Source organism: Deinococcus misasensis DSM 22328 (genome assembly GCF_000745915.1).
GTDB classification, from domain to species: Bacteria; Deinococcota; Deinococci; order Deinococcales; family Deinococcaceae; genus Deinococcus_C; species Deinococcus_C misasensis.
The window spans coordinates 247,066-271,795 of record NZ_JQKG01000001.1; the positions used below are offsets into that span (position 1 = coordinate 247,066).

Below are 24,730 nucleotides of genomic sequence, written 5' to 3' on the forward strand. Positions count from 1 at the left end.
AGGTTTGTCTTTGGAGGAGAGCATGGCAGTGATTGAGTTTCAGGAAGATGGAGAAGGATTTGCCATTTCAAACATGGCTTTCCAGAACATTCTGGAATTCATGATCCAAAAATCCACTTCACCGACCTTAACAGAGCAATTGAGAATCGCCCATGAAGTGGGCTACCTGACACTGGATCAACTCCATCAGAGTGACCTGAGGGATTTTGTGGACTTGTGGGAGAAACACCTTCACATTTTAAGCACCCGTCCAGAGGTTCCCAGTGCATATCTTGAACGCCTTGAATTCAGTTTGGAAACCATGAAATAGGTTTTTCATCTGAAAGCTTAATGGCTCTCCTTGAGTCCCACGGCCACCACACCCAGAGCCATGTAAATGCTCCCTGCAAAATACTTCTGTCGCCTGAGGAACGTCTGGTTTTTCCTCAGGCGTTTTCCCAGCCAGCCTGCCAGCAACGCGTACATGCTGTCGCTGAAGACGCCCAGCACCACAAAACAGGACCCGAGGATCAGGATCTGGATCAGGGGCGAGCCGGTTTCAGGGTGCACAAACTGGGGCAAAAACGCCAGAAAAAACAGGGCGGTTTTGGGGTTGAGGATGTTCACCACCACCCCCTGAGCGAAAATCTTGCCCAGAGGCAGAGCTGGAATGTCTTCTTCAGTGGTTAGAGGGGTACGGTCCAGCAAGGTCCGAATGCCAATGTAAAGCAAGTACCCTGCACCCAGCACCTTGACCACCGTGAAAGCCAAAGCCGATGACAGCAAAAGCGCCGAAAGCCCTGCTGCTGCTGCCAGAATGTGCACCATGCTTCCCAGACCCACACCCAGAGCAGACACCAGACCTGCGGTTCGGCCTTGCTGGACACTGCGGGTCACGATGTAGAGCACCGCTGGACCCGGAATCACCAGCAAAGCGAGGCTTGAAAGCATGAAAATCAGCAGGGTGGATGTCTCTGGCATGGGATCTCCTTGATTCAGCAATCCACATTTGGAACGGTGAAGTCAAGTCAGGTGTTTAAAATCCCCAGAGGCACCAGCATTTCGGTTTCAGAGAGACCACCATGGTTGCCTTTCCAGCCTTTGATGTTGCGCACCTCTGGATGGTATTCCCAGTGGAGGTCGGTGAAACCTCTGGTCAGGGCCACCAGATCACCTGTGCGAGAAAGAAAAGTCTGGTGTGCTGGATCTCCGCCAAAATAACCTTCTTCCCAGAGTTGCTCTGAGGGGACCACATCGGCCCACTGTGCAAAAATCTCCTGCACTGCTTCAAGGTGTCCCGGTTTGACATGCAAATAACGTGCGACTTTCTCTCCAGAGATTGGCAGCAAAAGGTGTTCATGCACCTCTGGATGCTGGTCCACCCAGATGCCTGCGTGGATGGATTTGTGACCATGATCGGCAGTCAAGAGCACAGTGACTTGCTCTGGGAGCCTCTGCAAAATCCTTTCCAAGAGGTTGTTGATGCCCTGAATTTCATCGGTGGCTTCAGGGCTTTCAGGGCTGTAACGGTGGCATATGTCGTCGTAGTGGGGGTAATAGACCACCACGTAATCTGAACTGGTCAAGGCGTCTTTGACCAGCGTGGGAATGCTGTTGGGGGTGAAAAAATACCCCACTTCTGAAGCCCCCTCATGGTGCCAGTTGCTGAGGAATGACCCCGAAAAAGCGGCTGGATAAATCACGGTGCTTTTGACATGGATTTCAGAGAGTTGCTGGTACACCGAACGGGTGGTTCGCATGAAGTCCAGATTGACCCACGCTCTGGAATGTTCATCTCTGGAATGCACAGTGTTCACAATCTGCCCGAGTTCTTCCAACCAGAGGCATCCACTCAGCCATCCGGTCTGTGCAGGAGGTGCCCCCATGTGCAGGGTGGTCATGGCCGCCATGGTGGAACTGGGGAAGACACTGCTGAGGGTTCGGATTTCATCGAAGCTGCTCAGAACAGACAAATCCCCTGCCTCTTGATGCCTGCCGAGTTGCTGTTTTCCAAGACCATCGATCACCAAAAGCACAATTTTCTTTTGAAAATGCACCCCATCTCGCAAAGGAGCATGCTGAGGGATCAGGCCAAAATGGCTCTGGATGCTGCTGATCAGGTTCAAAATGCTTCCGCCAAAATACTCTGGTTTTTGAAAGTGAGACAAATGCTGCATCTTGGTCATTTTACTTGCCTTGTGCTCTTATGGGCCTTCAAAAAAGAAAGAGCCCTGTTCGGGCTCTTTTTCAGCGGATGATCCACCAGATTTCACCTTTTCTGGCATGTGGATTTTCAGATTCAAAGTGTTTTTCCATGTCCAGAAGTGCATAACGACACATGCGTTTGCCCTGTCTGCGCCAGAACCTCTGGTACTGGTCTTTGATGAAACGGTAACCCTGATGGTCTGCATACCACCTTGATCCACTTCTGAAGAACAGTTTGTGGCGCATCAGAGCATATTCTTCTTCGAATTCTCCTCTGCAAAATCCAGCATATCGAAGCCGTCTGAGGATGATTTTGTGCCGGTCCCGGTGTTTCTTGAAGTTCTTGTAAGCCATGTCAGGACGCTCCCTGTCGTCCTAATCAGAGGGCTCCTCGGGATAAAAAATCCGTTTCATGACCACAAGTTTAAGCCAGAGGTCTGGTTCACACAGCTGCACTCTGGCTTAAACTTTTTGACCTTTCAGAAGGCTATTCTTCGTATTGAAAAATGTCTTCAATGCTCAAACTGAACACTTTGGCAATCTTGAAGGCCAGAGGCAAACTGGGATCGTATTTCCCAGTTTCCAGCGCGTTGATGGTCTGGCGGGAGGTGTCCAGCATCACGGCCAGATCCGCCTGTGTGAGGTTGCGTTCTGCCCTGAGAACCTTGATGCGGTTTTTCATGATCTGGACTGCACCCCCATGCTGACCATGAAGGCAATCAAGCCCAGAAGCCACTGGGTGTACACAGGCAATGCAGGGATTTTTCCGGCCTCTTGCAGGGGATAATACCCCATGCTGAACACCATGGTCACCAGAAAACCCACAGCAGCAGCTTTGACCATCTGAAGGCGACCATATTCATCCATGGTGAAATAAGCCCGCACCACCAGAAACAGAAAAGCAAAAGGAAAAGCAGTGCGGATGCCCACCACCACCCCATGCCAGAAATCGCTGGCTTCACTGTTGGGAGGAAATTGGTCTTGCACCATGGAGGTCAGGACGGTCAGGAGGGAAATGAGAACCCCGGTGAGGGTCATGCTCTGGAAAACTTTTTTGAGGCGTTGGTCCCGGTTCATTAAACCCTCCTATCGTGACAGAACAGCCATGGCAATTCCATAGGTCACACTTCCCACCACCCAGATGATCCACAGTGGCAAAGCCGGAAGGTGCAAAACCATCTGGAGGGGGAAATACACCATGCACAGGCCCATCACCACCATCAGGGCCACCGAGCAAGCTTTCAGGGTGATCAGTTGCCCGAATTCATCCATTTTGCGGTAACCCCGCAAGGTCATGAGAATCAAGGAAACGGGCAACATCACCAGCAAGCCAGTCCCCACCCCTGTCAGCAGGTCACTGGATTTCAGGTGTGGAGCCAGCAGCAAGGCTGCAATGGCCAGAATCCCAATGATGATGGCAGCAGTGACTCCATTTTTCATGGTGTTCAGGATCCTTTTTTCTCGATTCATGCCTGCCCCCTGTCAAGTTTACTTGACTTTATCTTAGAGGTTTCTGGTCAGATGTCAAGCGTCCTTTACACTTCTGATGCAGGTCAGTCGCAAAGACCGACCTCTGGCACATCATTTGAGAAAGCTGACCGCTTTCAGCGAACAGCCATCACCAGGAAGCACACTCTGGGGTTTTTGCGTTTGCCAACGGTTCAAAAAACTTGTTCTTTCGCTGACATCGGGTGTCTCTGTCTGACAGGTAGCAACACACAAGAAGACCTCACCGTTTCAGAAGACCATTTCACAACCAGAGCGAGGCTCTATAGGCCATTCGAGCACCCTTCCATAAGCATCACCGATACGCCAAATTGCAATCAGCAGAAGGATTTTGTCAAGAGGAAATGGGCACACGCAAAGCTGACACAAAAACCCATAATGCTCTTTAGAGTCACGTCATACGTATTATCTGACGTACAGGAGAGATGAAAACATGATGGACCTGCCTGCCCAACCCCCAACCCAAAATCGCTTTTTGCAACACCTGCAAAACCTGCTCAATCAACCTGTTCTGCCCAAACGCCAAGAAACCCCAGCCCCAGAGCTGAACCACCTGCCCATTCCCGGCCTGAATGTGCACCTGCGCGAAGGCTGCCTGCTGGACACCGTGCTGTTCGAAGGGGCCGGAAGCTCTGGACGTTACACCCGTTACGCCATCGAGTTTCACAGCCAGACCGGAAAACCCTTCACCAGTGAACTGACCCGAGAACTGCCCGCGCAAGCCATCGTGATTGGGGCCAAAGTGCAATACATGGACCCCGAGAAACTCAAGCCCCGCAACGGCACCGTGCTGCGCCTCGGCAAAGTGGAACCCGACGGCACCCGTTACATTGTTGAGGCCAGACCCACCGCAAAACTGCTGGCTCTGGCCCTTCAGGGGAATGGGAGCAGCTTGCAGCAGTATTTGAAGGCTTTGCCCTGGAAAAAGATCTGAGCCACAGAGTTCACAGTGAACAGTTGACAGCAGGAATGGATTCCAAATTGCATGAAAAATCAGGCAGCCTGATTTTTGGAGCTGTACAAGGAGATTTTTCGCACGGGTTCGCTGTGAACGGTCTACTGTAAACTGTCCACTTCTTTTACAAAAACACCCCGCTGGAAAACCGGGCAAAAGGCACCCTGATCCCTGCGGTGCGCTCCCAGCGCTCATGCACAAAATCGGTCATCTGGCGCTGGAATTCGAGGGTGTCGTGACCCAGCAACCGGAAGTATTGCCCTCCTGCTCTGGTGGTTCCACACCCCATCAAACTTTGACCTTCTTGCAAACAGGATTCCAAGGCGGGCAGGCCATGCCAGAATCCAGAGGCCCACAAAGGAAAACCATCCGTAAGCCCCTCCAGAGGTGCTCCTCCCACCTCGAAGGCATCGCGGTACAGGGGCGTCCCATCCAGATCGATTTTGACGGTGCTTTTTAAAGCTTCAAATTGCCAGAGTTCACCGCGTTCAATTCGCCCTGCACTCCAGCTTTCCATGATGCCAAACCGGGCACCTGCTTCAAGTTGAACATGGGTGTTTTGCTGGTAATGGGCATCCCGAAAAGGAATGGTGAGGCCCGGATAATATTCCAGATGGGCATCAGAAGCCACCTGAAGCTGGATGTCATGCAGGGCAACCCCTGCTTTCTTGCCATGCAACTTGGTTGCAGACTGGTTCAGCAAAATCACTCTGGCCCCTGCTTCCAGTTTTACGGAAAGCTGGTAATGGTCGCCGTTGTGGATGCCGGGGGTCACGCTGGCAATCTGCAACAAAGCGTAATCCGACACTTCAAAGGGACGCACCACTTTCATGGCACCAAAGGCATACTGGCTTTTCAGAACGGTTTTTCCCTGCTCAACGCCAAAGGTCAATTCCAGAACACTATGCATGGGCAATCTCCCAGATGATCTGGCCTCCCAGAAACAGGCTGGTTGCGCCTGCCACAAGGGTCAAACCCTGATAGAGCATGGGTTTGTTCCGGCTGGCCACGAAAGGAATGGCGATTCCGCAAGACACCAGAGCCATCCCCACCATGCTTCCCACCCCAAACAGCACGGTATAAAGCAGGGCTTCCAGAGGTGTGGGAAATTCACCTGCCAGAAAGAGCATCATGGCGCCACTGCCTGCCAGACCATGCACCAGACCCACAAAATAACTCCTGAAATGGCGCTTCTCAGGATCAAACAGTTTGAAGGTGTGGGCATGGGTCAGGCCATCGTGGGAATGGAAATACAGCTCTTTTCCTGCGGTGAACAGGTCATAAATGGCCTTGCCACCCAGAAGAAGCAGCATCACCGCCACTGGAGCCTCAAAGTAAATCAGCTTGTCTTCCTGCAACGGCAGTTTGAGGAGAAACAGAAACAGCACCCCGAGGGCCAGCGTGGTGGTGTGCCCAAGTCCCCATGTGGCCCCCACTTTCAGGGCAGGCAACAAGCGCCTTTCTTTGTGCAGCATGGTGCTGACCGCCACCAGATGGTCCGGTTCGAGGGCGTGCTTCATGCCCAGCAACACCCCGAGGGCCAAGAGGGTCAGCACAGGTTTTCCTCTTTGGCCTCAAAGAGCACATCCTGCTTGATCCACCCGATGATGCGGTTCAGGCCATCCTCGTTTTTCAGGCTGGTGAACACATAAGGACGGTCCTTGCGCTGGATCCGGGTGTCCCGGTCCATGACCTCCAGATTGGCACCCACCAGAGGAGCAAGGTCAATCTTGTTGATGACCAGCAAATCTGAACGCACGATGCCAGGTCCCCCTTTTCTGGGCACCTTCTCTCCCCCACTCACGTCCAGCACGAAGATGAACACATCGACCAGCTCTGGACTGAAGGAAGATGCGAGGTTGTCCCCGCCTGATTCGATGAACAGGATGTCCAGATCAGGCAGGGCTTCGAGCATTTCGTCTACGGCCTCCTGATTGATGCTCGGGTCTTCACGGATGGCGGTGTGGGGGCATCCTCCGGTCTGGACCCCTTTAATCCGGTTGAGGGGCAGGGCCTCTGCTCGGGCGAGAATTTCTGCGTCTTCGTAGCAGTAAATGTCGTTGGTGATCACGCCGATGCTGTATTCATCGCGCATTTTCTTGCAGAGCTTTTCCAGCAAAGCGGTCTTGCCGCTGCCGACGGGTCCACCTACGCCGATTTTGACGGTCATTGTTGCTCCTTATGGGGTTTGAGGATTTTTGTAGGGGCTTGCCTTTTTGCCGAGAGCCGAGAGCAGAGAGCAGAGAGCAGAGAGCAGAGAGCATCGTGCGACACGTAGATAAAATCTTCAAGGGAATTTGTAGGGGCGAGGCATGCCTCGCCCTTGTGGGAAACTTCACGACTGAAACAGCCGTGTGTACAGATATGCCTGCTGATGGGAGCGCAATTCCAGAGATGGCATGGCGTTGCAGAGCTGCGGATGTTCGATGTTTCTGGACACTTCTTCCAGCAGGACATCTTGCAAAGAGATCAGGATTTCTTGTGCCTGCTCGGGGCTGAAAGGCATGCAGCGTGTGCATGCCGAGAGCATGCTGGTGATCTGGGCCTGACCATATGCCAGACACAGGTCTGCCAGAGGAAGCTTCAACTTTTGCCCCAGCACCGCACAGAGCACTGCAAAGTGGGCCTCTGGCAATTTTGGCAATTCGATGCCCCAGAGACGCTGGGCCAGTTTCACCAGACGTTTTCCCAAGGCAGTACTGGCATGCAAACTGGTGGGGGTGGCCTTCCATGCGGTAAGTTCCAGAGCCACCTCCTCTGGAGGGTGTCCCTGATGGATCAAGACCATCGCAGACATTTCCAGACGCAGACCTCCACGCTGAATGTGGTTTTTCAGAAGGTTGCGCAGTTGCTCTGGGGTGGGAGGGTTTGAGGTGTAGGATTCCAGACCTCCAGAGTGGGCAAATCCGCCCAGTGGAAACTGCGAATCGAAGATTTGCTGCAAAATCAAACGGTGTTTGAGGTTCTCAGACATGGGCATACTCACTGATGGGTCTGGCGTGGTAAGGACGGTGTTCAAGGGTCACCTGAAAGCCCAGCTTTTCCAATCTGACCTGCAACCCCAATTCTGCAAGAACCAGAACCCCGTTTTCAGAAAAGTCGATGTCACGGTGCTGGTTTCCGATGAAATGGGCAAACCGCATGGCCTCCTGAATGCTGGATGGATGGTAGACCAGCACCTCTTCCAGAGCAGCCACCACCTGATACACCCGATTTTCGCGGATGTCCAGCACCGTACCCGGCTGCAAAACAGTTCCAGTGGGCAGAGCCAACAACAGTTCAGTGCCATCTGAAGCTTTCAGCCTGCGACGCACTTTTTGCCGTTCCCAGCAGGTCATGGGAATTTCAATGACCTGCCGACCTGCTGCGTGTTGCTGCTCTGGCAGGGCTTTGATCTGGGGTGTGGGTTTGATGCTGAACATGGATCCCCCTGCTTCTCACTTCGTTTGAAGCTTTCCCCCTTCACGAAGGGGGATGTTTCCCTCACTGATTTGTGATGCTTGCTGTGAACTGTTGACTGTCAACTTCTCCAAGCCAACACCTCCCCTCCAGCCTTTCCAAAATCACCCTCTAAAACAAGAAATACCGCTGGGTCATTGGGAGGGTTTTGGCTGGCCCAGAGGAGATCGGCTCACCGTCGATGGTGACCTCGTAGGTCTCGGGGTTGACGTGGATGTTGGGAAGCAGGTTGTTGTGTTTGAGGTCCGATTTTTTGACGGTGCGGCACCCTTTGACAGGCAGGCAGGTGCGGGAAAGCTCGGGAAGGTTGCCCTGATCCAGAGACACCTGAGACACAAAATGCACGCTGGTCTTGGACACTGCATTTCCAAATGATCCAAACATGGGGCGGTAACGGACAGGCTCTGGGGTGGGGATGCTGGCGTTGGGATCGCCCATCAGGGAAGCTGCAATGAAGCCTCCTTTGATGACCAGCTCAGGTTTGATGCCAAAAAAGGCTGGATTCCACAGCACCAGATCGGCCAGTTTGCCCACCTCGATGCTGCCCACATGGTCTGCAATGCCGTGCGAAAGGGCCGGATTGATGGTGTATTTGGCGACATAACGTTTCAGACGGTGGTTGTCTGCGTCGGTGTCTCCTTCCAGAGGACCGCGTTCCAGTTTCATTTTGTGGGCGGTTTGCCAGGTGCGCAAAACCACCTCTCCGACCCGTCCCATCGCCTGAGAATCGCTGGACATCATGCTGATCGCCCCGAGGTCGTGCAGCACATCCTCTGCTCCCATGGTTTCCGGGCGGATGCGGGATTCTGCAAAAGCCACATCCTCTGGCACCTGTGGGGACAGGTGGTGACAGACCATCAGCATGTCGAGGTGCTCCTCAAGGGTGTTGATGGTGTACGGCATGGTGGGGTTGGTGCTGCTCGGAAGCACGTTGTCAAAGCCCACCACGCGCAGGATGTCCGGGGCGTGACCTCCTCCGGCCCCTTCGGAGTGGTAGGTGTGGATCACCCGGTCTTTGAAAGCATTCAGGGTGTCTTCCACATAACCGCTTTCATTCAGGGTATCGGTGTGGATGGCCACCTGCACGTCGTATTTGTCTGCAACACTCAGGCAGGTGTCTATGGCAGAGGGGGTGGTTCCCCAGTCCTCGTGGAGTTTCAGACCCATCGCCCCGACCAGAATCTGTTCTTCAAGGGCCTCGGGCAAACTGGCGTTGCCTTTCCCGAGCAAGCCAAAATTCAGCGGGAAGGCCTCCAGAGCTTCAAACATGCGGTGCAGGTTCCAAGCGCCGGGCGTGCAGGTGGTGGCTTTGGTGCCCTCGGCAGGTCCGGTGCCACCACCAATCATGGTGGTCACGCCAGAGTACAGGGCCTCCCACGCTTGTTGAGGTGCAATGAAGTGGATGTGGGAATCGATCCCTCCAGCCGTCAGGATTTTCCGTTCACCTGCGATGATTTCGGTGCCCGGTCCGATTTCCAGACCCGGAGTCACACCGTCCTGAATGTCAGGGTTTCCGGCTTTGCCAATCGCCACAATCCGGCCATCCCTGACCCCCACATCGGCTTTGACGATGCCCCACCAGTCCAGCACAATCGCGTTGGTGATCACCAGATCAGGGCTGCCCGAGGCTCTGGTGTTCTGTCCCTGTCCAAGGCCATCCCGGATGACTTTTCCTCCGCCAAACACCACTTCTTCACCGTAGGTGGTGTAATCTTTTTCAATTTTGAGGAGGAGGTCGGTATCGGCAAGGCGAATGCGGTCTCCGGTGGTGGGACCGTACAGCTTGGCGTAATCTGAGCGCTTCAGTTTCACTGCCATTCCTCCAATTTTTTCAGGGCGGCGGCTTGGTTTTCTTCCAGAGGTCCAGCCACCAGACCATTCATGCTGTGAACCACCCGTTTACCGCCATAAGGCACCAGAGCCACCTCAGTGCTGATACCGGGCTCAAAACGCACAGCCGTTCCAGCAGGCAAATTCAGGCGTTTGCCATACGCAGCTTCACGGTCAAATTTCAGGGCACGGTTCACTTCAAAAAAATGCGTGTGACTGCCCACCTGCACCGGACGGTCTCCGGTGTGGGACACCCTGAGGACCGTCACTTCTTTGCCAGCATTGAGTTCGATGTCATCGTCTTGCAGGAAATATTCGCCTGGGATCATGGGGTACCTCCGGTGATGCTTAGGGCCGAGAGCCGAGAGCCGAGAGCCGAGAGCCGAGAGCATCGTGCTGTACGTCAATAAAATGGTCAAGGGGATCTGTAGGGGCGAGGCGCGCCTCGCCCTGAAAGCTTGAGCCAAAGCTTTTCAAGCCCTCGGCATATACCCTTCTGCCTTCTGCCTTCTGCCTTCTGCCTTCTGCCTTGGCTTTTCTTTTCGCTCTCGGCCCTAGGCACTTGGCTCTCGGCAGAGCAAAGCTCCCCTCACCTGATCGGATCATGCACCGTCACCAGCTTGGTGCCATCTGGAAAAGTGCCCTCCACCTGAATTTCGTGGAGCATTTCGGGAATGCCTTCCATCACATCTGCCCGTGTCAAAACAGTGGTCCCGAGGGTCATGATTTCGGCCACGGTTTTGCCGTCGCGGATCCATTCGAGGATTTCAGCGGTGATGATGGCACTGGCTTCGGGGAAATTGAGTTTCAGCCCTCTGGCCTGACGTTTGCGGGCCAGTTCTGCGGCCAGAAAAATCAGGAGTTTTTCGGATTCGCGTTCGGTCAGTCGCACAATTTGCTCCTTGGGTGGGTGAATGGGCCAGCTCTGGCTTAAATCTTACAATGTGTTCCATATTTTTGGTACAAGTTGCATAAATCAATTGAAAAACATCCTGAAATTCCCATAAGATTTTCAGGATGTTCGATTTTTAAAGCACAATTTGCAATTTATACAGTAATGAATCGGCTGACCGTGTCCACATCATCGGTGCGGGTATCGCCCGAGTGGGTGATCACCCCGCGTTGCAGCACGTAATAACGCTCGGCAAAGTTCCATGCGAAATCCAGATACTGCTCGACCAGCAACACCGAGACTTTCAGTTCGTTGCGCACCACTTTGAGGGCCTCACCAATTTGCTGCACCACATTGGGCTGGATGCCTTCAGTGGGCTCGTCCAGCAAGAGCATTTTGGGGCGCATGGTCAGGGCACGTCCAATGGCAAGTTGCTGTTGCTGTCCTCCAGAGAGGTTGCCCCCTTTGCGGGCCAGCATCTCTTTTAAAACTGGAAACAGATCATAAATGAATTCTGGAATCTGTTTTTCTTTGGTGGCATTGAGGCCCATCAGGAGGTTCTCTTCCACCGTCAGGTGAGGCAGAATTCCGCGTCCTTGGGGCACATAGGCCAGACCATTGCGGGCTCTGGTGTGTGCAGGAAGCCGGGTCATGTCTGAGCCGTCAAATTTGAGGGCACCTTCCTGAACCCCGTGCAGTCCAGCCAGCACGCGCAGCATGGTGGTTTTGCCCACCCCATTGCGCCCGAGCAAGGCCACCCCTTCGCCGGGTCCCACCGAGAGGTCCACGTTCCAGAGCACGCGGGATTCGCCGTAACTGGCATTCAGTCCTTTCACTTCAAGCATGGGCTTCCTCCTTGTGGCGGCCCAGATAGACCGACTGCACTTCTGCGTTGTTGCGGATGGTTTCCAGATCCCCTTCACAGAGCATTTTGCCCATGTGCAGCACGCTCACATCGGCTTTGAGCAGTTCGATGAAGGTCATGTCGTGGTCAATCACGATGATGGTGTGGTCTCTGGCCAGCTCTTTGATCAGTTCGGCGGTGAGGGCGGTTTCCTGCACGGTCATTCCGGCGGTAGGTTCATCCAGCATGATCAGGGGCGGATTGGCACTGAGCACCATGCCGATTTCCAGCCACTGTTTCTCACCGTGGGCGAGGTGGCGGGCCTGCATGTCTGCACGGTCTTGCAGACGGATTTTCCTGAGGATGTCCTCAACACGTTTTTGTTCCTCTGGGACCAGTTTGCTTTTCAGGCTGCCCCAGAATCCCTTGTTTTTGCGTGCAGCCAGTTCAAGGTTTTCCTTGACGGTCAGGTTTTCCAGCACGCCGGGGGTCTGGAATTTGCGGCAAATGCCAAGGGCATTGATCAGGTACTCGGGGGTTCGGGAGATGTCTTTTCCCTGAAAGAAAATCTGACCCGAATCTGCTCGCACTTTGCCAATGACCGTGTCCATCAGGGTGCTTTTGCCTGCTCCGTTGGGTCCCATCAGGATGCGCACTTCGCCGGGCTTCACCAAAAAGTCCACGTTGCTGAGGGCCACAAAACCATCAAACGAGACGGTCACCCCTTTGATTTCCAGAAGCGGCTTGACTTCAGTCACCGTGAACCTCCTTCAAGGCTGGCTTTTTTGCAGCGGCACGAAAGATTTTGGGCAGTTTCCAGCTTTGTGGGGGGAACAGCACCACCAGCATGAACAGCACCCCCATGATGTACAGCCACGCATCTGGCAAGGCGGTGGAAATGCGGTCTTTGGCAAAGTTGATGAACACCGTCCCAATGATGGCCCCCATCAGGCTTTCACGGCCTCCGATGGCGGCCCACACCACCATTTCGATGCTGGGCACCACACCCACCATGGCGGGACTGATCACACCGACATGCAAGGTGAACAGGGCACCTGCCACACCAGCAAGGATTCCAGCCAGAGTGAAGGCGAACACTTTGTAAGGCACAGGATCGTACCCGAGGTAACGGGAACGGTTTTCACCGTCCCGGATGGCGAGCAATGTTTTGCCAAAATAAGTGCGCTCCAGCACCACGCCCACCACGAAAGTCAGGACCACGAAGCCCAGAGTGATCCAGTACAGCACTTTCTGCATCTCGGGGGTACCGTAGTTGAAGCCAAACAGGGTGCTGAAGTTGGTCAGGCCGTTGAACCCTCCGGTCACACCTTGCTGACTGGTCAGCAGGGTGGCAAAAGCCAGAGCGACCGCCTGGGTGATCAGGGACACGTAAACCCCGGTGATCCGGCGACGGAACAGCAGGTTCGCCATGATGAAACTGGCAATCCCCGGAACCACAAAAACCATGGCAACTGCAAAGAAGGGGTTTTTGAAGGGTTCCCACCATGCAGGCAGCGTGGTCATGCCGTTCCACATCATGAAGTCGGGGATTTCACCGGCAGGGAGGCCCACCAGTTTGAGGTGCATGGCGAGGGCATATCCGCCCAGTCCGAAGAACACCCCCTGTCCCAGAGACAAAACTCCACCTTTGCCCCAGCACCACACCAACCCGAGGGTCACCAGTGCGAGGGCCAGAAATCGTCCCAGCAGGGACAGGTTGTACCCATCCAGCAAGGACGGGGCGAAGGCCAGCACTGCAAACAGCACGGCCATGAATGGAAGTGCGAGTTTTTTCATGTTACGCCTCCTCGAGGGCACGGGATTTCATGACCACGATGCCTTTGGGTTTCCACTGCAAGAAAGCCACCACTGCGACCAGCAGCAGCACTTTGGCAAATGACACACTGGTGAAAGTTTGCAAACTGGCCGAGAACAGGCCCACCACAAAAGAAGCGATGGTGGTTCCCGCCAGACTGCCCAGACCACCCAGAATGACCACCAGGAAGGCGTCTACGATGTAGCTCTGTCCGACGGTGGGGGTCACAGGAGAAATCAGGGCGAGGGCTGCTCCGCCCAGACCGGCCAGTCCCGCCCCAATGGCGAACACCGTCATGTCGATCAGGCGGGTGTTCACCCCGAGGGTGGAGGCCACTTCACGGTTCTGGTTGACGGCACGCACCAGCATGCCCAGTTTGGTTTTGTTGATCAGCAAAATCAGGCCGCCCAGCACCACAAGGGCCAGCACAATCACAAAAATGCGCACGTGGGGAATGGTGAGTCCAGAGAGGGCACCTGAAAAATTGATGGCTCCGCTCAGCCACTCTGGGGCGGTCACTTCCACGCCGGTGGGTCCAAAAATCTGGCGGGCGGCTTGCTGCAAAATCAGGCTGAGGCCCCAGGTCGCCAGCAAGGTGTCCAGCGGCCTTCCATACAGCCTGCGGATCAGGGTGGTTTCCAGCAAAGCACCCAGAATGAAGGTGCCCACAAAAGCCAGAGGCAAAGCCAGCCAGATGGACGCGCCCGAGGGCAAAATCTGGTGGGCCAGAAACGCCAGATAGCCACCAATCATGATGAATTCCCCGTGGGCCATGTTGATGACCCGCATCAAACCAAAACTCAGGGCCAGTCCCAGAGCGGCGATCAGCAGGATTGAACCCACACTCACGCCGTTGAACAGTTGGCCTAAAAACAAAGCGGTGTCTCCCATACGTCCTCCTTCAGTGTTCAGTCGCCAGGGGCCTCTAGCGCTAAACCCGTCCGGTGCAAATTTGCACCTGGACGGGGAAAAACGGTCTAATCGTTAAACGCTCGGTTCAGGGCTTGCAGGTCTTGCCAGGGAAGGCCAGAGCGTCGTAAGGCTCGGGCTTGATGTTCTTCTTGCTGTCCCAGAGGATCTTGAATTGGCCTTCTGCAGTCAGTTGACCGACGTACGCGGTTTGGTACAGGCTCTGGTTGGCATCGAACTTGACTTTGCCCATGGGGGTGTTGATTTCTTTGAGGGTGACAGCAGCCTTGCGGACTTTGTCAGGCTCGAAGGATTTGGCTTTCTCGACGGCGGCTTTCCAGATGTACACGTCCACGTAGCCGTGAATCATGGGGTCGGTGATCAGTTCACCTTTGCCGTATTTGGCCTGATAGGCCTTGATGAAAGCTTTGTTGCTGGCGTTCGGCAGGCTCATGAAGTAGTTCCATGCAGCATAAGAACCTTCGAGGAGTTTGGGCCCAATGGCTTTGGCTTCCTGCTCAGCGATGGAGAAGCTCATCACGGGGTAGTCTTTGGCGGTCAGTCCAGCTGCGGCCATCTGTTTGAAGAAGGCCACGTTGGAGTCACCGTTGATGGTGTTGAAGATGATGGCAGGTCCGCCCGCTTTGATCTTGTTGATCACGCTGGAGAAGTCGGTTCCACCCAGAGGCACATACTCTTCACCGGTCACGGTGAGTTTTTCGTTTTCAATGTGCTTTTTCACGATCAGGTTGGCGGTTCTGGGGAACACGTAATCCGATCCGACCAGGAAGTACTTCTTGTAGCCTTTTTCAACGGCCCATTCGAAGGCAGGCAGGATTTGCTGGTTGGGTTGTGCGCCCGAGTACATGATGTTGGGGCTGCACTCGTTGCCTTCGAATTGCACAGGGTACCAGAGCAGGTTGTCGAGGCGCTCGAAGACAGGCAGCATGGCTTTTCTGGATGCGCTGGTCCAGCCACCAAAGACGGTGGAAACTTTGTCCTGCTCGATCAATTTCTGGGCTTTCTGGGCAAAGGTGGCAGGTTCACTGGCACCGTCTTCAATGACTGCAGCCACTTTCTTGCCCATCACGCCACCTTTTTTGTTGATCTCTTCAATGGCCAGCATGGTGGAGTTTTTGACGGTGATCTCGCTGATCGCCATGGTTCCGGTGAGGGAGTGCAGCACACCGACTTTCACTTCCTGGGCCTGGGCTCCTGCGAGCAACCCCATGCTGACACTCAAAACAGCAGAACCAGCAACTTTATGCAGAAAACCCGGACGTTTGTTTGCGAAAAAATGCATGTACCAACCCCCTAGTGCGTTATTATGCAGACTTCCGTCTACGCATGCAGTATAGGGAGAACCCTTTATTTTTGTCAACAAATTTTTTCTGAAAGATAAATTTTTGGTTGATTGTTTTGTATACCATCCGTTAATTTATCGTATCACACAACATATATCTAAATCTATACAGGATAAACATTGATTTTACAGGTCATAAATTTGCCATTCTCTAAAAACTATGCTTAAATGTATCTTGGATGATTACCCCATCAGCGAATTGACAAAAAATGCATATCCTCTTCCGGGTGGTTGTGGCCTGAAAAAGGCTGAAGAGGGCTCAAAAGCAGCTCAAATCAAAGGCCCGTTTTGGATTGCTCTGCAAAGACAGCTTTCTTATCCCAACCTCTTATAGAATGTTCCTCATGCTGATTTACCAGATTCAAGGCACTTTGGATGAACTCGATGCACAACTTCCTGCCCTCTGGGACGCTGGATGCACCGGAATGCAAGAAGTGAGTGGCACCGTACACGCCTACTTTGACCAGCGTGTGGAGGTCCCTCTGGTCGGAGAATGGGTGGTCGCCGATGACACCGACTGGCTCGAAAAATGGAAAGCCGACCTGAAGCCAGTCACTGTGGGCAAAATCACGGTGGTTCCCACCTGGCTGCAAAATGAAGCCCCAGAGCACGGCATCACCCTGATCATCGATCCGGGCATGGCGTTCGGCACCGGACACCACACCACCACCCAGTTCGCCATGGACGCCCTTCAGCGTCTGGATCTGCCCGGAAAAAGGGTGCTGGATGTGGGCGCAGGCACCGGACTGCTTGCTCTGGTGGCAGGCAAACTGGGCGGTCATGCCATGGGCGTGGACCTCGACCCCATCACCGTACCCATCGCCAGAGAAAACGCTGAGATCAACGGCCTGAACGTGCCTTTCCATCAAGGGGTGCTTTCAGACATCCTGGAGCAGGGACCGTGGGATGTGCTGGTGTGCAACCTGTTTGCAGAACTTCACGATGCCCTGATGGGAGAATACGCAGAGGCCCTGATTCCCGGCGGTGACCTGATCATGACCGGCATCCTGATCGACCGGATGCATCTGGTCACTGAAGCCCTTGAACGGGAAGGATTCTCTCTGGTCAGCACCGAAACCGAAGGCGAGTGGGCGCTGATTCTGGCCAAAAGCCCCCTATGAAAGTCCACGAAAAGCGTTTCAAAGTCGAGGTCCTGTCAGACACCATTGAATTGGACGGCCCCGAGGTCCAGCACATGCGGGTGTTGCGCCTGAAGCCCGGCGATGAAGTCCACCTGTTTGATGGCTCAGGCTGGGAAGCGAAAGCCAGAGTGGAGCACCTTGACAATTTCACCGCCACCCTGACCGTGATGGAAAAATTTCAGAACGATCTGGAGTTGCCCACATCCACCACGCTCGCTCTGGCCCTGCTCAAGGGAGACAAACTCGCCGATGTGGTCCGGGCCTGCACCGAACTGGGCATCAGCCGTTTCCAGTTGATCAAAACCCAGTACGCGGATGTGCCAGACCTCGGGGACAACAAGCTGGTGCGCCTCAGACGCATTGCCGAAGAGGCCAGCAAACAGTCCAGACGGGCCGTGGTGCCAGAGGTGCTCTCCCCCATTTCCATCAAGCAATTGCCCAGCGTTCAGCAAGGCTTTGTGGCCCATCCCGGCACCACAGACACCTTGCTGGGCCACCTGAAGTGGGAGCACGAAGTCTGGTTTGCCACCGGCCCAGAGGGCGGCTTCAGTGGTCCAGAAATCGAACTGCTGAAACAGAAAAACTTTCTGCCCATTACGCTCGGGAAACGCATCCTGAGGGCAGAAACCGCACCTGTGGCCTTGCTCGGGGCCATTGCATCTTCGGGGGTGTGACATGCGAAAACTGGCCGTCTTGATGTTGCCCTTGCTGCTCTCTGGGTGCACGTTTATCTCGTTTCCCATCGTTCCAGACCCTGTGCAGGCCACTTTTCCGGTTCTGCCCAAAACCGATGGACTGGTGCTGCAAGACACCACCCTGTTCCTGAAAGTCAGCATTCCCTCTGGCGAAGGGTATCTGGGGGTGATCTGGTACCAGCAGGACAAAGAACTGGGCCGTGAAAGCGTCTACATCGATGCACAGGTGCCAGAGGTGACCTTCAAAAAAACCGTTGATCCCAAGCTTTCATACCGGGCCATTTTGCTGTACCAGCAGAAAATCATCCGGCAATACGAGTACACTCCACCTCCGGCCCCCAAGCCCGAAACCCCACCCTCAGAAGAAAACCCCGAGGCACCCAAACCTGCTGTTCCACCCGAGGACAACAATGACCCCACTCCCTGAGCAGATGAAGTGGACCGCTCTGGTGGAGTGGGAAAAAGGCAGCACCACCCGTTACCGTTTTGAAAACGGTCAGGTGGTGTTTTACCGTGAGGATTCCCGTCCTGCACCTTGCAATTACGGCTGCATTCCAGCAGTCTTCAATCCAGCAGACACCGCCGAGGTGGATGTGATCTGGCTGGATGGCCCTTTGCCTGTGGGCTGGACCGGACCGATCCAGATCTCGGGTCTGCTGCATCTTGAAGATCAGGACCACAAGGTGCTGACCGGAGACCTGAAAAACATTCAGCCTGTGCTGGACTGGTTTCCCCCTGAAAGAGGGGCCAGAGTTCTGCCTGCACAGGCCGCTCTGGACTGGCTCAGGTCCTTGTGGCTTGAACCACCATCACATGGCTCTCTGCGCTGAGTGGGTCTCCTGAGAAAGAGCCCCAAAACTGGGCCTGCAAACCCACAGAAGAGAGCATCCACTCCAGCTCATAACGGGTGAAATACCGTTGGGTCAGGGTGTGGTGCTCTCTTTTCAATTGCCCATCTGCAAAGGTGGTGTCCACAAAATACTGGGTGGTGGCCAGCTGTTTGAGTCGGTCAATGCGCTGCATCACAAACACATCGCGCCTGAACTCTGGCGTGATGAAAGTTTCCCCTTCATGCCTGAGGACCCCTTCCAGCCCAAAACGGGGAACGTACACGTCAAACACAAACGTGCCTTCAGGAGACAGGTGTTTGGAGATGGCTTCCAGAGCCCTGCGTTGGTCCTGAGAGGTGTACAGGTGCATCAGGGCATTGAAAGGGGCCACAATCAGGTCGTAGGTTGCAGGGAAGTCAAAGTCCCGCATGTCGCCCTGCACCCAGTTCACATCCACGCCTTCTTGCTGGCTGTAGGCTCTGGCGTATTCAAGCATTCCAGAACTGAGTTCCAGAGCCGTGACCTGATGGCCACGGCGTGCCAGGGGAATGGTCACCCGGCCACTGCCCGCCCCGAGTTCCAGCACCCTGCCTGCAATGCGATCTGCAAGGCGTCCATAAAAGTGGATGTCGTCGTAATAACCCGCGTACTGCTGCTGGTAAAGGTCAGCGATTCCGGTGTAATCCATGCCTCAATCCACGCTCAGACGGTTTGCTGCTCACGTTTTTTTTGCTTTTTGCCGTAACGTTCCAGCAGGGTGTCCCGGTCAATGTAGATCAGACGAGCAGTGTTGTTTTTCCACTGGCCTGTGTACACAAAGCGGATCAGGTTGAAACCAAAGTACAAAAATGGGTTCCCTTTGCTCTGGGGCATTTCAGCGTACTGAAAACCGAGTTCTTCTCCAATTTTGTCCATCAGGCTGAGACCGAAAAACACCTGAATGTCCCGGTATTTGGGGTTGTTTTCGATTTCGCGGGCCAGATCCTGCATGGAACGGCGCACCATTTTCAAGGCAGAAAATTTGTTGTGGCGTGCCACTTTCACCATGCGGCGGTTGTGGAGGTGCAACTCTCCCTGCATCGAATGGTTCTCCACAATTTCCCCATTGGACAGCATCACGCTTTCTCCAGGAAAAGGGGCCAGACCAATGCGGTACAGACCGTGTGCCGGACGGGTCAGGGGATCAATGTTGTTGGAGCGGTCATACTGGCGGTCATACCAGGCCAGCAAACGCTCCCAGGTGCTTTTGATGGTTCCGGTCCGGAGCCCCTGCAATTGGCTGAAAGGTTTGCACTGGTAGCCGTAGGTTTTGAAGTCCTGCAGCAGTTGAGGGAGCATCTCGATGACCTTGTTCGCTCCAAAACGGGCATCGTGCAACAGCACCACAGCCCCGAGGTCCAGTTCGGTGAGAATGCGTTCACGAACCTCTTCACTGCTGACCGAATCCACCCATTCGCCTGCTGCAATGGTCCAGTGTACAGGTTTCAGCCCAAGGTGTTTTTCGGCCCAGATGGTGCCCCATGTGAACACCCCATGCGGAGGTCTGAAATACTCTGGTTTTTGCCCGAGCACTTTCTCATAAGCCTTGACGGCCCGGGTCAAATCCTGCTTGACCTGCCAGGGCAGCAGCAACATGTGGTTGATGTGGCGGTATCCGTGAATGGCGATCTCGTGTCCCTCTTCAAGCACCCTGCGGGCCAATTCCGGGTGCTTTTCCATTTGCTGACCCAGCATGAAAAACGTGGCTTTGACCCCGCGTTCGCGCAAAATGTCCAGCACTCTGGGTGTGGTTTCTGGATCGGGACCATCGTCAAAGGTCAGGGCGACCTCTGGCGCAGCACTGTCTCCTTCACGCAGCACATTGTGGTTGAACGTGCGCTTGATGAGCATGGGAACCCCGTAATACACCGCCAGAAACAACAATGAAGCGAGAAGAGGTTTTTTGTTTTTCACGAGACTCTCCTGATCAGACGCCACCCAATGAGGGTGAAAAAGACATTCGCAAACCACAGGCCAACCTCGGGAGGTAAAATGCCAGCACTTGCAAACGCCCGCCCGAGCAGTAATGTTAAGTAGTACACTACCACGATCAACACAGAAACCCCTAGGGACACCCCCGTACCCCGACCATAGCGGATGGCCAGAGGCATGCTGATCAGGGCCAGCACCAGATTGGCAAACGGAATGGCCAGTTTGCCATGCAATTCCATGCGGGCACTGTACTGGTCTGCTGCAGTGATGACCCTGCCTTTTTCACCAGGCACATGGGCACCATAGGCGGTGTTCCACAATTCACTGATGGAGGTGGTTTCGGCAGCAAAGCCATCTGCAAAACGCGCGATGGCTTCGTTGCGGGAAATGCCGGTTTTGATGGTCAGTACGGCATCTTTCTGATCGGGAATGTTGCTGCTGAACACATTCTGCACGGTTTCAGAAAGGTCGTCGAGACCTGCACTCTGGATCTGTTTGATGGCAGGAAAATCCACGGCATAACCTTCAAAGCCCGTCAAAGCCAGATTGAAACCATCAAATTGACCGGTTTCTGCAAAGTAAACCCGGGCTTGTTTGTCTGCCCATGACACCAGACGGATGTCTTTCATGGTGTCGGTGTTGGGGTCGTAATTCTGGAAATACACCTCCAATCCATTTCCAAGGGTCAGGGTGGTTCCTTTCAGACGGCTGAGCCCTTGAGGGGTGGAGGGCAAATCCTCATACCACATGGTGCGTGCTTCCAGATTGGCTCTGGGGGTGACATATTCACTGACCACCAGACTGGTGAGAGACACAAGGGTCGCCACCAGCACCACAGGCTTGGAGATCCAGCTGAAGGAAATGCCTCCGCTTTGCATGGCGATGATTTCACGTTCGGTGTTCATGCGTCCAAAGGCCAGCACCGTCATGAGCACCACCGCCATGGGAGCGACTTTCACAAAGCTGTCTGGAATCTGGATTCCCAGCCACTTGAGGATTTTGACCAGCCCAACCCCATCCAGGTACTGGGAGCCCACGAAAAAGTAACCGAACAGGATCACTGCGGTGTAAAGCACGATCCCCAGCAAAAGGGGGGGCAGAATCTCTGCATAGATGTATTTCCTGAGACGCATGTTTGTTGTACCTACCTGTAAGCTTTGGGGTTTTTGTTGAAGAGGTCGCTGAAGTTTTTGAACAGCAGACGTGACCAGCCATCTTGCAAACGGCGACCCGAAGTGTGCATGAGGGCTTCGGAGACATATTTGACCTGTCCACGTCGCATGAGTTTGTACCCGAGAATCACATCTTCACGGGTGTAACTGAGGGGATATCCACCGACTTCCAGAGCAGGTTTGCGGTGAAATCCCATGTTGCTGCCTGCCAGATTGGGTCTGCCTGCAAGGCGGGCTGCACGCAAGAAGAATTTATATCCGTATTCGCTGAACCACGCATCGGCTTCAGGAACCCCATAAAACCGCAAGGGACCATACACAGCAATGGACTCCTGAAGTCCTGTGTACATGTGCTGCACCCACGTGCTCTGGGGAAGACAATCTGCATCGGTGGTGAGGATCACATCCCCGGTGGCAGCCTCCAATCCAGCCTGTCTGGCACTGCCAACCCCAGCCCTCACACATCGCACCACCCGGACCCCAAAACTTCTGGCGATGGCTGCAGTATGGTCGGTGCTGTTGTTGTCCACGATGATGATTTCATCAGGCTCATGTGTTTGTTGACCCAGAGCCGTCAGCAGATTTCCCAGCAATTTTTCTTCGTTGTAAGCGGGTACGATGACACTGATTTTCATTGGTGGTGTGACGGGGTCCTCATTCCTTCCATCTAGCTAGTATACATAGCGCCCATCTCTGTACCGCAGAGACAAATGCATCTACTGTATCAAAGTTCACGCTCATCAGAGAGATCCTGTGCCCCTTGAGATGCACGTTCTCGCAGAAAACGCAGTTGCATTTTGCGCACAGCAATGCCCATCGCAAAATAGTACACCTCTCCAAAATGAGGTCCGGGAACCCCGGTGGGCAAATCCACCAGGCTCATGGTCAGGTAAGCTGCACACAAACCTGCCAACAGGCTGTCCTTGCTTTTCCAGCTGGCATACGCAGTATATGCAGTGAAAATGAGGATCCCCACAGTTCCGATGAAACCGGCTTCACCCAGCCAATGCAGAACCAGATTGTGGGCAATGAAGCCTGCGCTCCAGAGGGGCTCCATCCATGAAGGGCAAGGCCCAAAAGGCTCGACAGGTGGGAGCAGTTTGCACTCTTTGGACCAGTTTTCAGTGAGACTGGCCTGAATGTACGGCCCGAGCTGGTAGGGTCCCACCCCACCCCAGAAATGGTTGAGAAACGTGCTCCAGGCATCCCTCCAGATGTCCATCCGGCCTGTGGTGAAATCCACACGTTCAAAGATGCTGGCAAATCGGGTCAAAGGCAACAAGAATACCAGCAAACCCACCACAATTCCGGTGATTTCTGTACAGCGAAGGGCACGGCCTTTCAGGTTGCGCAGCCCCATCACCACCATGCCCACCACAGTGGCTGCGATGGCCCCTCGACTGCCTGTGGCAATCAAACCGGTGCCCAAAACCAACAGCAAGCCCAGCCTGATGTACAGCATTTTGCGCATGCTCAGCACGATCAAAATGCCAATCATGGCCACGATGCCCAGAGACACCGAGTAATAAACAGGGTGTTCCAGACGGGTGTTCAGAAAATCATGTGGGTGACGGATCCAGGTGGTGACGAAAGCCACCAGCACCGTAAGCAGTTCGCCAAACAACAAGGGTTTGAGGTAACGGCTGCCTTTCAGGGTGTAGCCAGAAACAAAAAAAGCTGTGATCCAAACGGCCCTGAAGGCAGCCAGCACAGCAGACAACCAGGGATGGGGTGCAAAAAAGGCCGCCACAAGCTGGGTGCCCACAAAAATGCCCATCAACCACCGGGCAGAGCGGTCCAGGCCTGAAAGGTACTTCAGACCATGCAGGGCTGCAGCATACAGCGGAATGACGATGGGCACCAGAGCAATGAGGGTGCGAAGGCGGCGGTCTTGAGGACTATCCAGCATGGGGTCCTCTGGATTCTGTGGAGGCAAGGGCTTGTCCATGCAGCACGAGGCGATAGTACACCATGGTCAGGGCCAGAAAAAGACCTGCCAGAAAGAAGGTTCCTGATCCGGGCATGAGCGTCCATGCCACCCCTCCGAGAAAGGGTCCCACGGCAAAACCCAGGGCTTCAAAGGTCATGAGCACAGACCAACCTACAGCACGGTGCTCTGGGGCAAGCAAGAGAATCACCACACCATTCCAGCTGGAAAGGTAAGTGCCATAGCCTGCCGACAGGGCAGCCACAGCAAGCACAAACCACAGGTATGCCTGATGGATGAGCAATGGCAAAGCCACAAAAGAAGCACACATCAGGCCCAATCCCAGCAGCAAAGCAGGCACCAGACGGGACTTTTTACGGGTGGCTGAAGCTGTTCCATACATGCCTGCAGCAAACATCAGGACTGCCACCACAATCACCACCAGCAGCAAGGCTGGAGACCAGCTTTTCACTCCAGTCATGTCCACAAATTTTTGCCAGACCCCTGAAAACAGGGCAGGAATCAGCATTTGCAAGAAAGCTGCTGGAATGAGCTGCCTCAAGGCCGCATAAGGAAAAGCATCCTGTTGCTCTGTCCGTTTCCAGAATTGCATGGTGCTGGAAGTGACCCGGCGCAGGTAGGAACGCTCCTGAATGACTTTTTGCAGGCCTTCTGTGCGAAAATTCCAATTCAGAAGGGCACTGATCAAAAACAATGCCTGGGTGACCATCAAAGCTGGAAACAACCACTCCACACGGGTCTGAACCAGAAAACCTCCACCCAACATGCCCAGAGCCGTGCCCATTCCAATCATCAGGTTGCCATAGTTCGCTGCCAGATTTTCGGAGCCCACTTTGGCCTCCAAACTGCTGGTTGTCATGACCAGTGGCCACATGGGAGCCACCAGCAATCCCCAGAGGGCAGTCAGGAGCATCCCTTCAAAAAACCCCATCTCTGGCAAAAACCACACGTTGAGGGCACCCACCAGGGCAGCAAGGCCCAACATCGGACCGATGCCAAACTTACCGTAGTATTTCAGCACAAACACTTTCGCTGCAGCATCCATCAGATAATGGGCAGAGATCACCAATCCGATCTGTGCAGCCGTCAGTCCTTGTTGGGCAGCAGCGTAGGGATAGTAAGCAATGAAAAACCCTGAGCGCACCAGTTCACTGAATCCCAGAGCCAGAATCAGGGGCAAAATGCGCGAGGGGCGCTGCCATGGCATCAGCACA

31 protein-coding genes are annotated in these 24,730 nt (G+C 54.3%); 6 read left to right on the forward strand and 25 right to left on the reverse strand.

Features of this window, described 5'->3' with window-relative positions:
* The first annotated feature begins 22 nt into the window (after positions 1–22).
* The gene (locus tag Q371_RS01095; protein ID WP_034334943.1) at positions 23–310 is read left to right on the forward strand and encodes a hypothetical protein; all 288 of its coding nucleotides are present in this window, start codon (positions 23–25) and stop codon (positions 308–310) included.
* Positions 311–327: 17 nt separating this feature from the next.
* Here Q371_RS01095 and Q371_RS01100 read toward each other — a convergent pair whose 3' ends face one another.
* The 6 genes from Q371_RS01100 to Q371_RS01125 form a co-directional block, all read right to left on the reverse strand.
* Positions 328–960 carry a LysE family translocator gene (locus tag Q371_RS01100; RefSeq protein ID WP_034334944.1) on the reverse strand — a complete coding sequence of 211 codons (633 nt, stop codon included), beginning with the start codon at positions 958–960 and terminating at the stop codon, positions 328–330.
* A 47-nt stretch (positions 961–1,007) separates the two neighbouring features.
* A complete protein-coding gene (locus Q371_RS01105; protein WP_169743761.1) occupies positions 1,008–2,156 on the reverse strand; it encodes an alkaline phosphatase family protein in 1,149 nt (382 codons plus the stop codon).
* Between the two features lie 70 nt (positions 2,157–2,226).
* Positions 2,227–2,538 (reverse strand): hypothetical protein, encoded by a 312-nt coding sequence (locus Q371_RS01110; protein WP_034334948.1) that lies wholly within the window; start codon positions 2,536–2,538, stop codon positions 2,227–2,229.
* 133 nt (positions 2,539–2,671) lie between these two features.
* On the reverse strand, positions 2,672–2,866 hold the full coding sequence (locus Q371_RS01115) for a helix-turn-helix transcriptional regulator (RefSeq protein WP_034334949.1): 195 nt from the start codon (positions 2,864–2,866) through the stop codon (positions 2,672–2,674).
* Positions 2,863–3,261 carry a hypothetical protein gene (locus tag Q371_RS01120; RefSeq protein WP_034334950.1) on the reverse strand — a complete coding sequence of 133 codons (399 nt, stop codon included), beginning with the start codon at positions 3,259–3,261 and terminating at the stop codon, positions 2,863–2,865. The genes Q371_RS01115 and Q371_RS01120 overlap by 4 nt, the downstream gene beginning before the upstream one ends.
* A 9-nt stretch (positions 3,262–3,270) precedes the next feature.
* Positions 3,271–3,654, reverse strand: a complete 384-nt coding sequence (locus Q371_RS01125; RefSeq protein ID WP_034334953.1) for a hypothetical protein — start codon at positions 3,652–3,654, stop codon at positions 3,271–3,273.
* Between the two features lie 469 nt (positions 3,655–4,123).
* Here Q371_RS01125 and Q371_RS01130 point away from each other — a divergent pair, with 469 nt between their 5' ends.
* A complete protein-coding gene (locus Q371_RS01130) occupies positions 4,124–4,624 on the forward strand; it encodes a hypothetical protein (protein WP_034334954.1) in 501 nt (166 codons plus the stop codon).
* Between the two features lie 145 nt (positions 4,625–4,769).
* Here Q371_RS01130 and Q371_RS01135 read toward each other — a convergent pair whose 3' ends face one another.
* The 13 genes from Q371_RS01135 to urtA form a co-directional block, all read right to left on the reverse strand.
* The gene (locus Q371_RS01135) at positions 4,770–5,555 is read right to left on the reverse strand and encodes an urease accessory protein UreD (RefSeq protein WP_034334955.1); all 786 of its coding nucleotides are present in this window, start codon (positions 5,553–5,555) and stop codon (positions 4,770–4,772) included.
* Positions 5,548–6,201, reverse strand: a complete 654-nt coding sequence (locus Q371_RS01140) for a hypothetical protein (RefSeq protein WP_034334962.1) — start codon at positions 6,199–6,201, stop codon at positions 5,548–5,550. The genes Q371_RS01135 and Q371_RS01140 overlap by 8 nt, the downstream gene beginning before the upstream one ends.
* Entirely contained in the window at positions 6,195–6,815 is a 621-nt protein-coding gene (gene ureG, locus Q371_RS01145; RefSeq protein WP_034334964.1) for an urease accessory protein UreG, read from the reverse strand. Before ureG ends, Q371_RS01140 begins: the two co-directional genes overlap by 7 nt.
* 165 nt (positions 6,816–6,980) lie before the next feature.
* The gene (locus tag Q371_RS01150; protein WP_169743762.1) at positions 6,981–7,619 is read right to left on the reverse strand and encodes an urease accessory protein UreF; all 639 of its coding nucleotides are present in this window, start codon (positions 7,617–7,619) and stop codon (positions 6,981–6,983) included.
* A complete protein-coding gene (locus Q371_RS01155) occupies positions 7,612–8,067 on the reverse strand; it encodes an urease accessory protein UreE (RefSeq protein ID WP_051963053.1) in 456 nt (151 codons plus the stop codon). Before Q371_RS01155 ends, Q371_RS01150 begins: the two co-directional genes overlap by 8 nt.
* 148 nt (positions 8,068–8,215) lie before the next feature.
* The gene (locus Q371_RS01160; RefSeq protein ID WP_034334967.1) at positions 8,216–9,922 is read right to left on the reverse strand and encodes an urease subunit alpha; all 1,707 of its coding nucleotides are present in this window, start codon (positions 9,920–9,922) and stop codon (positions 8,216–8,218) included.
* Positions 9,913–10,263 (reverse strand): urease subunit beta, encoded by a 351-nt coding sequence (locus Q371_RS01165; protein ID WP_034334970.1) that lies wholly within the window; start codon positions 10,261–10,263, stop codon positions 9,913–9,915. The genes Q371_RS01160 and Q371_RS01165 overlap by 10 nt, the downstream gene beginning before the upstream one ends.
* A gap of 260 nt (positions 10,264–10,523) precedes the next feature.
* Positions 10,524–10,826, reverse strand: coding sequence for an urease subunit gamma (locus Q371_RS01175; protein ID WP_034334976.1), 303 nt, complete (start codon positions 10,824–10,826; stop codon positions 10,524–10,526).
* 155 nt (positions 10,827–10,981) lie between these two features.
* Positions 10,982–11,671 (reverse strand): urea ABC transporter ATP-binding subunit UrtE, encoded by a 690-nt coding sequence (gene urtE / locus Q371_RS01180; protein WP_034334979.1) that lies wholly within the window; start codon positions 11,669–11,671, stop codon positions 10,982–10,984.
* Positions 11,664–12,428, reverse strand: a complete 765-nt coding sequence (gene urtD, locus Q371_RS01185) for an urea ABC transporter ATP-binding protein UrtD (RefSeq protein ID WP_034334982.1) — start codon at positions 12,426–12,428, stop codon at positions 11,664–11,666. Before urtD ends, urtE begins: the two co-directional genes overlap by 8 nt.
* A complete protein-coding gene (gene urtC / locus Q371_RS01190; protein WP_157442430.1) occupies positions 12,421–13,467 on the reverse strand; it encodes an urea ABC transporter permease subunit UrtC in 1,047 nt (348 codons plus the stop codon). Before urtC ends, urtD begins: the two co-directional genes overlap by 8 nt.
* Position 13,468: 1 nt before the next feature.
* Positions 13,469–14,377: an urea ABC transporter permease subunit UrtB gene (gene urtB / locus Q371_RS01195; RefSeq protein ID WP_034334985.1), complete on the reverse strand. Its 909-nt coding sequence runs from the start codon at positions 14,375–14,377 to the stop codon at positions 13,469–13,471.
* 106 nt (positions 14,378–14,483) lie between these two features.
* A complete protein-coding gene (urtA, locus tag Q371_RS01200; protein WP_245618177.1) occupies positions 14,484–15,626 on the reverse strand; it encodes an urea ABC transporter substrate-binding protein in 1,143 nt (380 codons plus the stop codon).
* A 476-nt stretch (positions 15,627–16,102) separates the two neighbouring features.
* Here urtA and Q371_RS01205 point away from each other — a divergent pair, with 476 nt between their 5' ends.
* Genes Q371_RS01205 through Q371_RS01220 form a run of 4 tightly spaced genes read left to right on the forward strand, consistent with a single transcriptional unit; the run spans position 16,103 to position 18,425 of the window.
* Complete coding sequence (locus Q371_RS01205; protein WP_034335346.1) at positions 16,103–16,879, forward strand: 50S ribosomal protein L11 methyltransferase; 777 nt, start codon at positions 16,103–16,105, stop codon at positions 16,877–16,879.
* Positions 16,876–17,574, forward strand: coding sequence for a 16S rRNA (uracil(1498)-N(3))-methyltransferase (locus Q371_RS01210; RefSeq protein WP_034334987.1), 699 nt, complete (start codon positions 16,876–16,878; stop codon positions 17,572–17,574). Before Q371_RS01205 ends, Q371_RS01210 begins: the two co-directional genes overlap by 4 nt.
* Before the next feature lies 1 nt (position 17,575).
* Positions 17,576–18,022 carry a hypothetical protein gene (locus tag Q371_RS01215; protein ID WP_034334989.1) on the forward strand — a complete coding sequence of 149 codons (447 nt, stop codon included), beginning with the start codon at positions 17,576–17,578 and terminating at the stop codon, positions 18,020–18,022.
* Positions 18,006–18,425 carry a hypothetical protein gene (locus Q371_RS01220; protein ID WP_051963055.1) on the forward strand — a complete coding sequence of 140 codons (420 nt, stop codon included), beginning with the start codon at positions 18,006–18,008 and terminating at the stop codon, positions 18,423–18,425. Before Q371_RS01215 ends, Q371_RS01220 begins: the two co-directional genes overlap by 17 nt.
* Here Q371_RS01220 and Q371_RS01225 read toward each other — a convergent pair.
* The 6 genes from Q371_RS01225 to Q371_RS01250 form a co-directional block, all read right to left on the reverse strand.
* Entirely contained in the window at positions 18,379–19,113 is a 735-nt protein-coding gene (locus Q371_RS01225) for a class I SAM-dependent methyltransferase (protein ID WP_034334991.1), read from the reverse strand. The two genes, Q371_RS01220 and Q371_RS01225, sit on opposite strands and share 47 nt — an antisense overlap.
* Before the next feature lie 14 nt (positions 19,114–19,127).
* Positions 19,128–20,378 (reverse strand): polysaccharide deacetylase family protein, encoded by a 1,251-nt coding sequence (locus Q371_RS01230; protein WP_051963056.1) that lies wholly within the window; start codon positions 20,376–20,378, stop codon positions 19,128–19,130.
* Positions 20,375–21,529 carry an LptF/LptG family permease gene (locus Q371_RS01235; protein ID WP_034334993.1) on the reverse strand — a complete coding sequence of 385 codons (1,155 nt, stop codon included), beginning with the start codon at positions 21,527–21,529 and terminating at the stop codon, positions 20,375–20,377. Before Q371_RS01235 ends, Q371_RS01230 begins: the two co-directional genes overlap by 4 nt.
* Before the next feature lie 11 nt (positions 21,530–21,540).
* A complete protein-coding gene (locus tag Q371_RS01240; protein ID WP_034334996.1) occupies positions 21,541–22,203 on the reverse strand; it encodes a glycosyltransferase family 2 protein in 663 nt (220 codons plus the stop codon).
* A gap of 89 nt (positions 22,204–22,292) precedes the next feature.
* Positions 22,293–23,477 carry an O-antigen ligase family protein gene (locus Q371_RS01245; protein WP_034334999.1) on the reverse strand — a complete coding sequence of 395 codons (1,185 nt, stop codon included), beginning with the start codon at positions 23,475–23,477 and terminating at the stop codon, positions 22,293–22,295.
* Positions 23,467–24,723 carry an MFS transporter gene (locus tag Q371_RS01250; RefSeq protein ID WP_034335001.1) on the reverse strand — a complete coding sequence of 419 codons (1,257 nt, stop codon included), beginning with the start codon at positions 24,721–24,723 and terminating at the stop codon, positions 23,467–23,469. Before Q371_RS01250 ends, Q371_RS01245 begins: the two co-directional genes overlap by 11 nt.
* Positions 24,724–24,730: the final 7 nt, after the last annotated feature.

Excerpts from the sequence above, each read along its gene's own strand:
- Q371_RS01095 (WP_034334943.1), top strand. The coding sequence starts at position 23 with ATGGCAGTGATTGAGTTTCAGGAAGATGGAGAAGGATTTGCCATTTCA.
- Q371_RS01100 (WP_034334944.1), bottom strand. The coding sequence starts at position 960 with ATGCCAGAGACATCCACCCTGCTGATTTTCATGCTTTCAAGCCTCGCT.
- Q371_RS01105 (WP_169743761.1), bottom strand. The coding sequence starts at position 2,156 with ATGCAGCATTTGTCTCACTTTCAAAAACCAGAGTATTTTGGCGGAAGC.
- Q371_RS01110 (WP_034334948.1), bottom strand. The coding sequence starts at position 2,538 with ATGGCTTACAAGAACTTCAAGAAACACCGGGACCGGCACAAAATCATC.
- Q371_RS01115 (WP_034334949.1), bottom strand. The coding sequence starts at position 2,866 with ATGAAAAACCGCATCAAGGTTCTCAGGGCAGAACGCAACCTCACACAG.
- Q371_RS01120 (WP_034334950.1), bottom strand. The coding sequence starts at position 3,261 with ATGAACCGGGACCAACGCCTCAAAAAAGTTTTCCAGAGCATGACCCTC.
- Q371_RS01125 (WP_034334953.1), bottom strand. The coding sequence starts at position 3,654 with ATGAATCGAGAAAAAAGGATCCTGAACACCATGAAAAATGGAGTCACT.
- Q371_RS01130 (WP_034334954.1), top strand. The coding sequence starts at position 4,124 with ATGATGGACCTGCCTGCCCAACCCCCAACCCAAAATCGCTTTTTGCAA.
- Q371_RS01135 (WP_034334955.1), bottom strand. The coding sequence starts at position 5,555 with ATGCATAGTGTTCTGGAATTGACCTTTGGCGTTGAGCAGGGAAAAACC.
- ureG (WP_034334964.1), bottom strand. The coding sequence starts at position 6,815 with ATGACCGTCAAAATCGGCGTAGGTGGACCCGTCGGCAGCGGCAAGACC.
- Q371_RS01150 (WP_169743762.1), bottom strand. The coding sequence starts at position 7,619 with ATGTCTGAGAACCTCAAACACCGTTTGATTTTGCAGCAAATCTTCGAT.
- Q371_RS01155 (WP_051963053.1), bottom strand. The coding sequence starts at position 8,067 with ATGTTCAGCATCAAACCCACACCCCAGATCAAAGCCCTGCCAGAGCAG.
- Q371_RS01160 (WP_034334967.1), bottom strand. The coding sequence starts at position 9,922 with ATGGCAGTGAAACTGAAGCGCTCAGATTACGCCAAGCTGTACGGTCCC.
- Q371_RS01165 (WP_034334970.1), bottom strand. The coding sequence starts at position 10,263 with ATGATCCCAGGCGAATATTTCCTGCAAGACGATGACATCGAACTCAAT.
- urtE (WP_034334979.1), bottom strand. The coding sequence starts at position 11,671 with ATGCTTGAAGTGAAAGGACTGAATGCCAGTTACGGCGAATCCCGCGTG.
- urtC (WP_157442430.1), bottom strand. The coding sequence starts at position 13,467 with ATGAAAAAACTCGCACTTCCATTCATGGCCGTGCTGTTTGCAGTGCTG.
- urtB (WP_034334985.1), bottom strand. The coding sequence starts at position 14,377 with ATGGGAGACACCGCTTTGTTTTTAGGCCAACTGTTCAACGGCGTGAGT.
- urtA (WP_245618177.1), bottom strand. The coding sequence starts at position 15,626 with ATGGGGTTGCTCGCAGGAGCCCAGGCCCAGGAAGTGAAAGTCGGTGTG.
- Q371_RS01205 (WP_034335346.1), top strand. The coding sequence starts at position 16,103 with ATGCTGATTTACCAGATTCAAGGCACTTTGGATGAACTCGATGCACAA.
- Q371_RS01210 (WP_034334987.1), top strand. The coding sequence starts at position 16,876 with ATGAAAGTCCACGAAAAGCGTTTCAAAGTCGAGGTCCTGTCAGACACC.
- Q371_RS01215 (WP_034334989.1), top strand. The coding sequence starts at position 17,576 with ATGCGAAAACTGGCCGTCTTGATGTTGCCCTTGCTGCTCTCTGGGTGC.
- Q371_RS01220 (WP_051963055.1), top strand. The coding sequence starts at position 18,006 with ATGACCCCACTCCCTGAGCAGATGAAGTGGACCGCTCTGGTGGAGTGG.
- Q371_RS01225 (WP_034334991.1), bottom strand. The coding sequence starts at position 19,113 with ATGGATTACACCGGAATCGCTGACCTTTACCAGCAGCAGTACGCGGGT.
- Q371_RS01235 (WP_034334993.1), bottom strand. The coding sequence starts at position 21,529 with ATGCGTCTCAGGAAATACATCTATGCAGAGATTCTGCCCCCCCTTTTG.
- Q371_RS01240 (WP_034334996.1), bottom strand. The coding sequence starts at position 22,203 with ATGAAAATCAGTGTCATCGTACCCGCTTACAACGAAGAAAAATTGCTG.
- Q371_RS01245 (WP_034334999.1), bottom strand. The coding sequence starts at position 23,477 with ATGCTGGATAGTCCTCAAGACCGCCGCCTTCGCACCCTCATTGCTCTG.
- Q371_RS01250 (WP_034335001.1), bottom strand. The coding sequence starts at position 24,723 with ATGCCATGGCAGCGCCCCTCGCGCATTTTGCCCCTGATTCTGGCTCTG.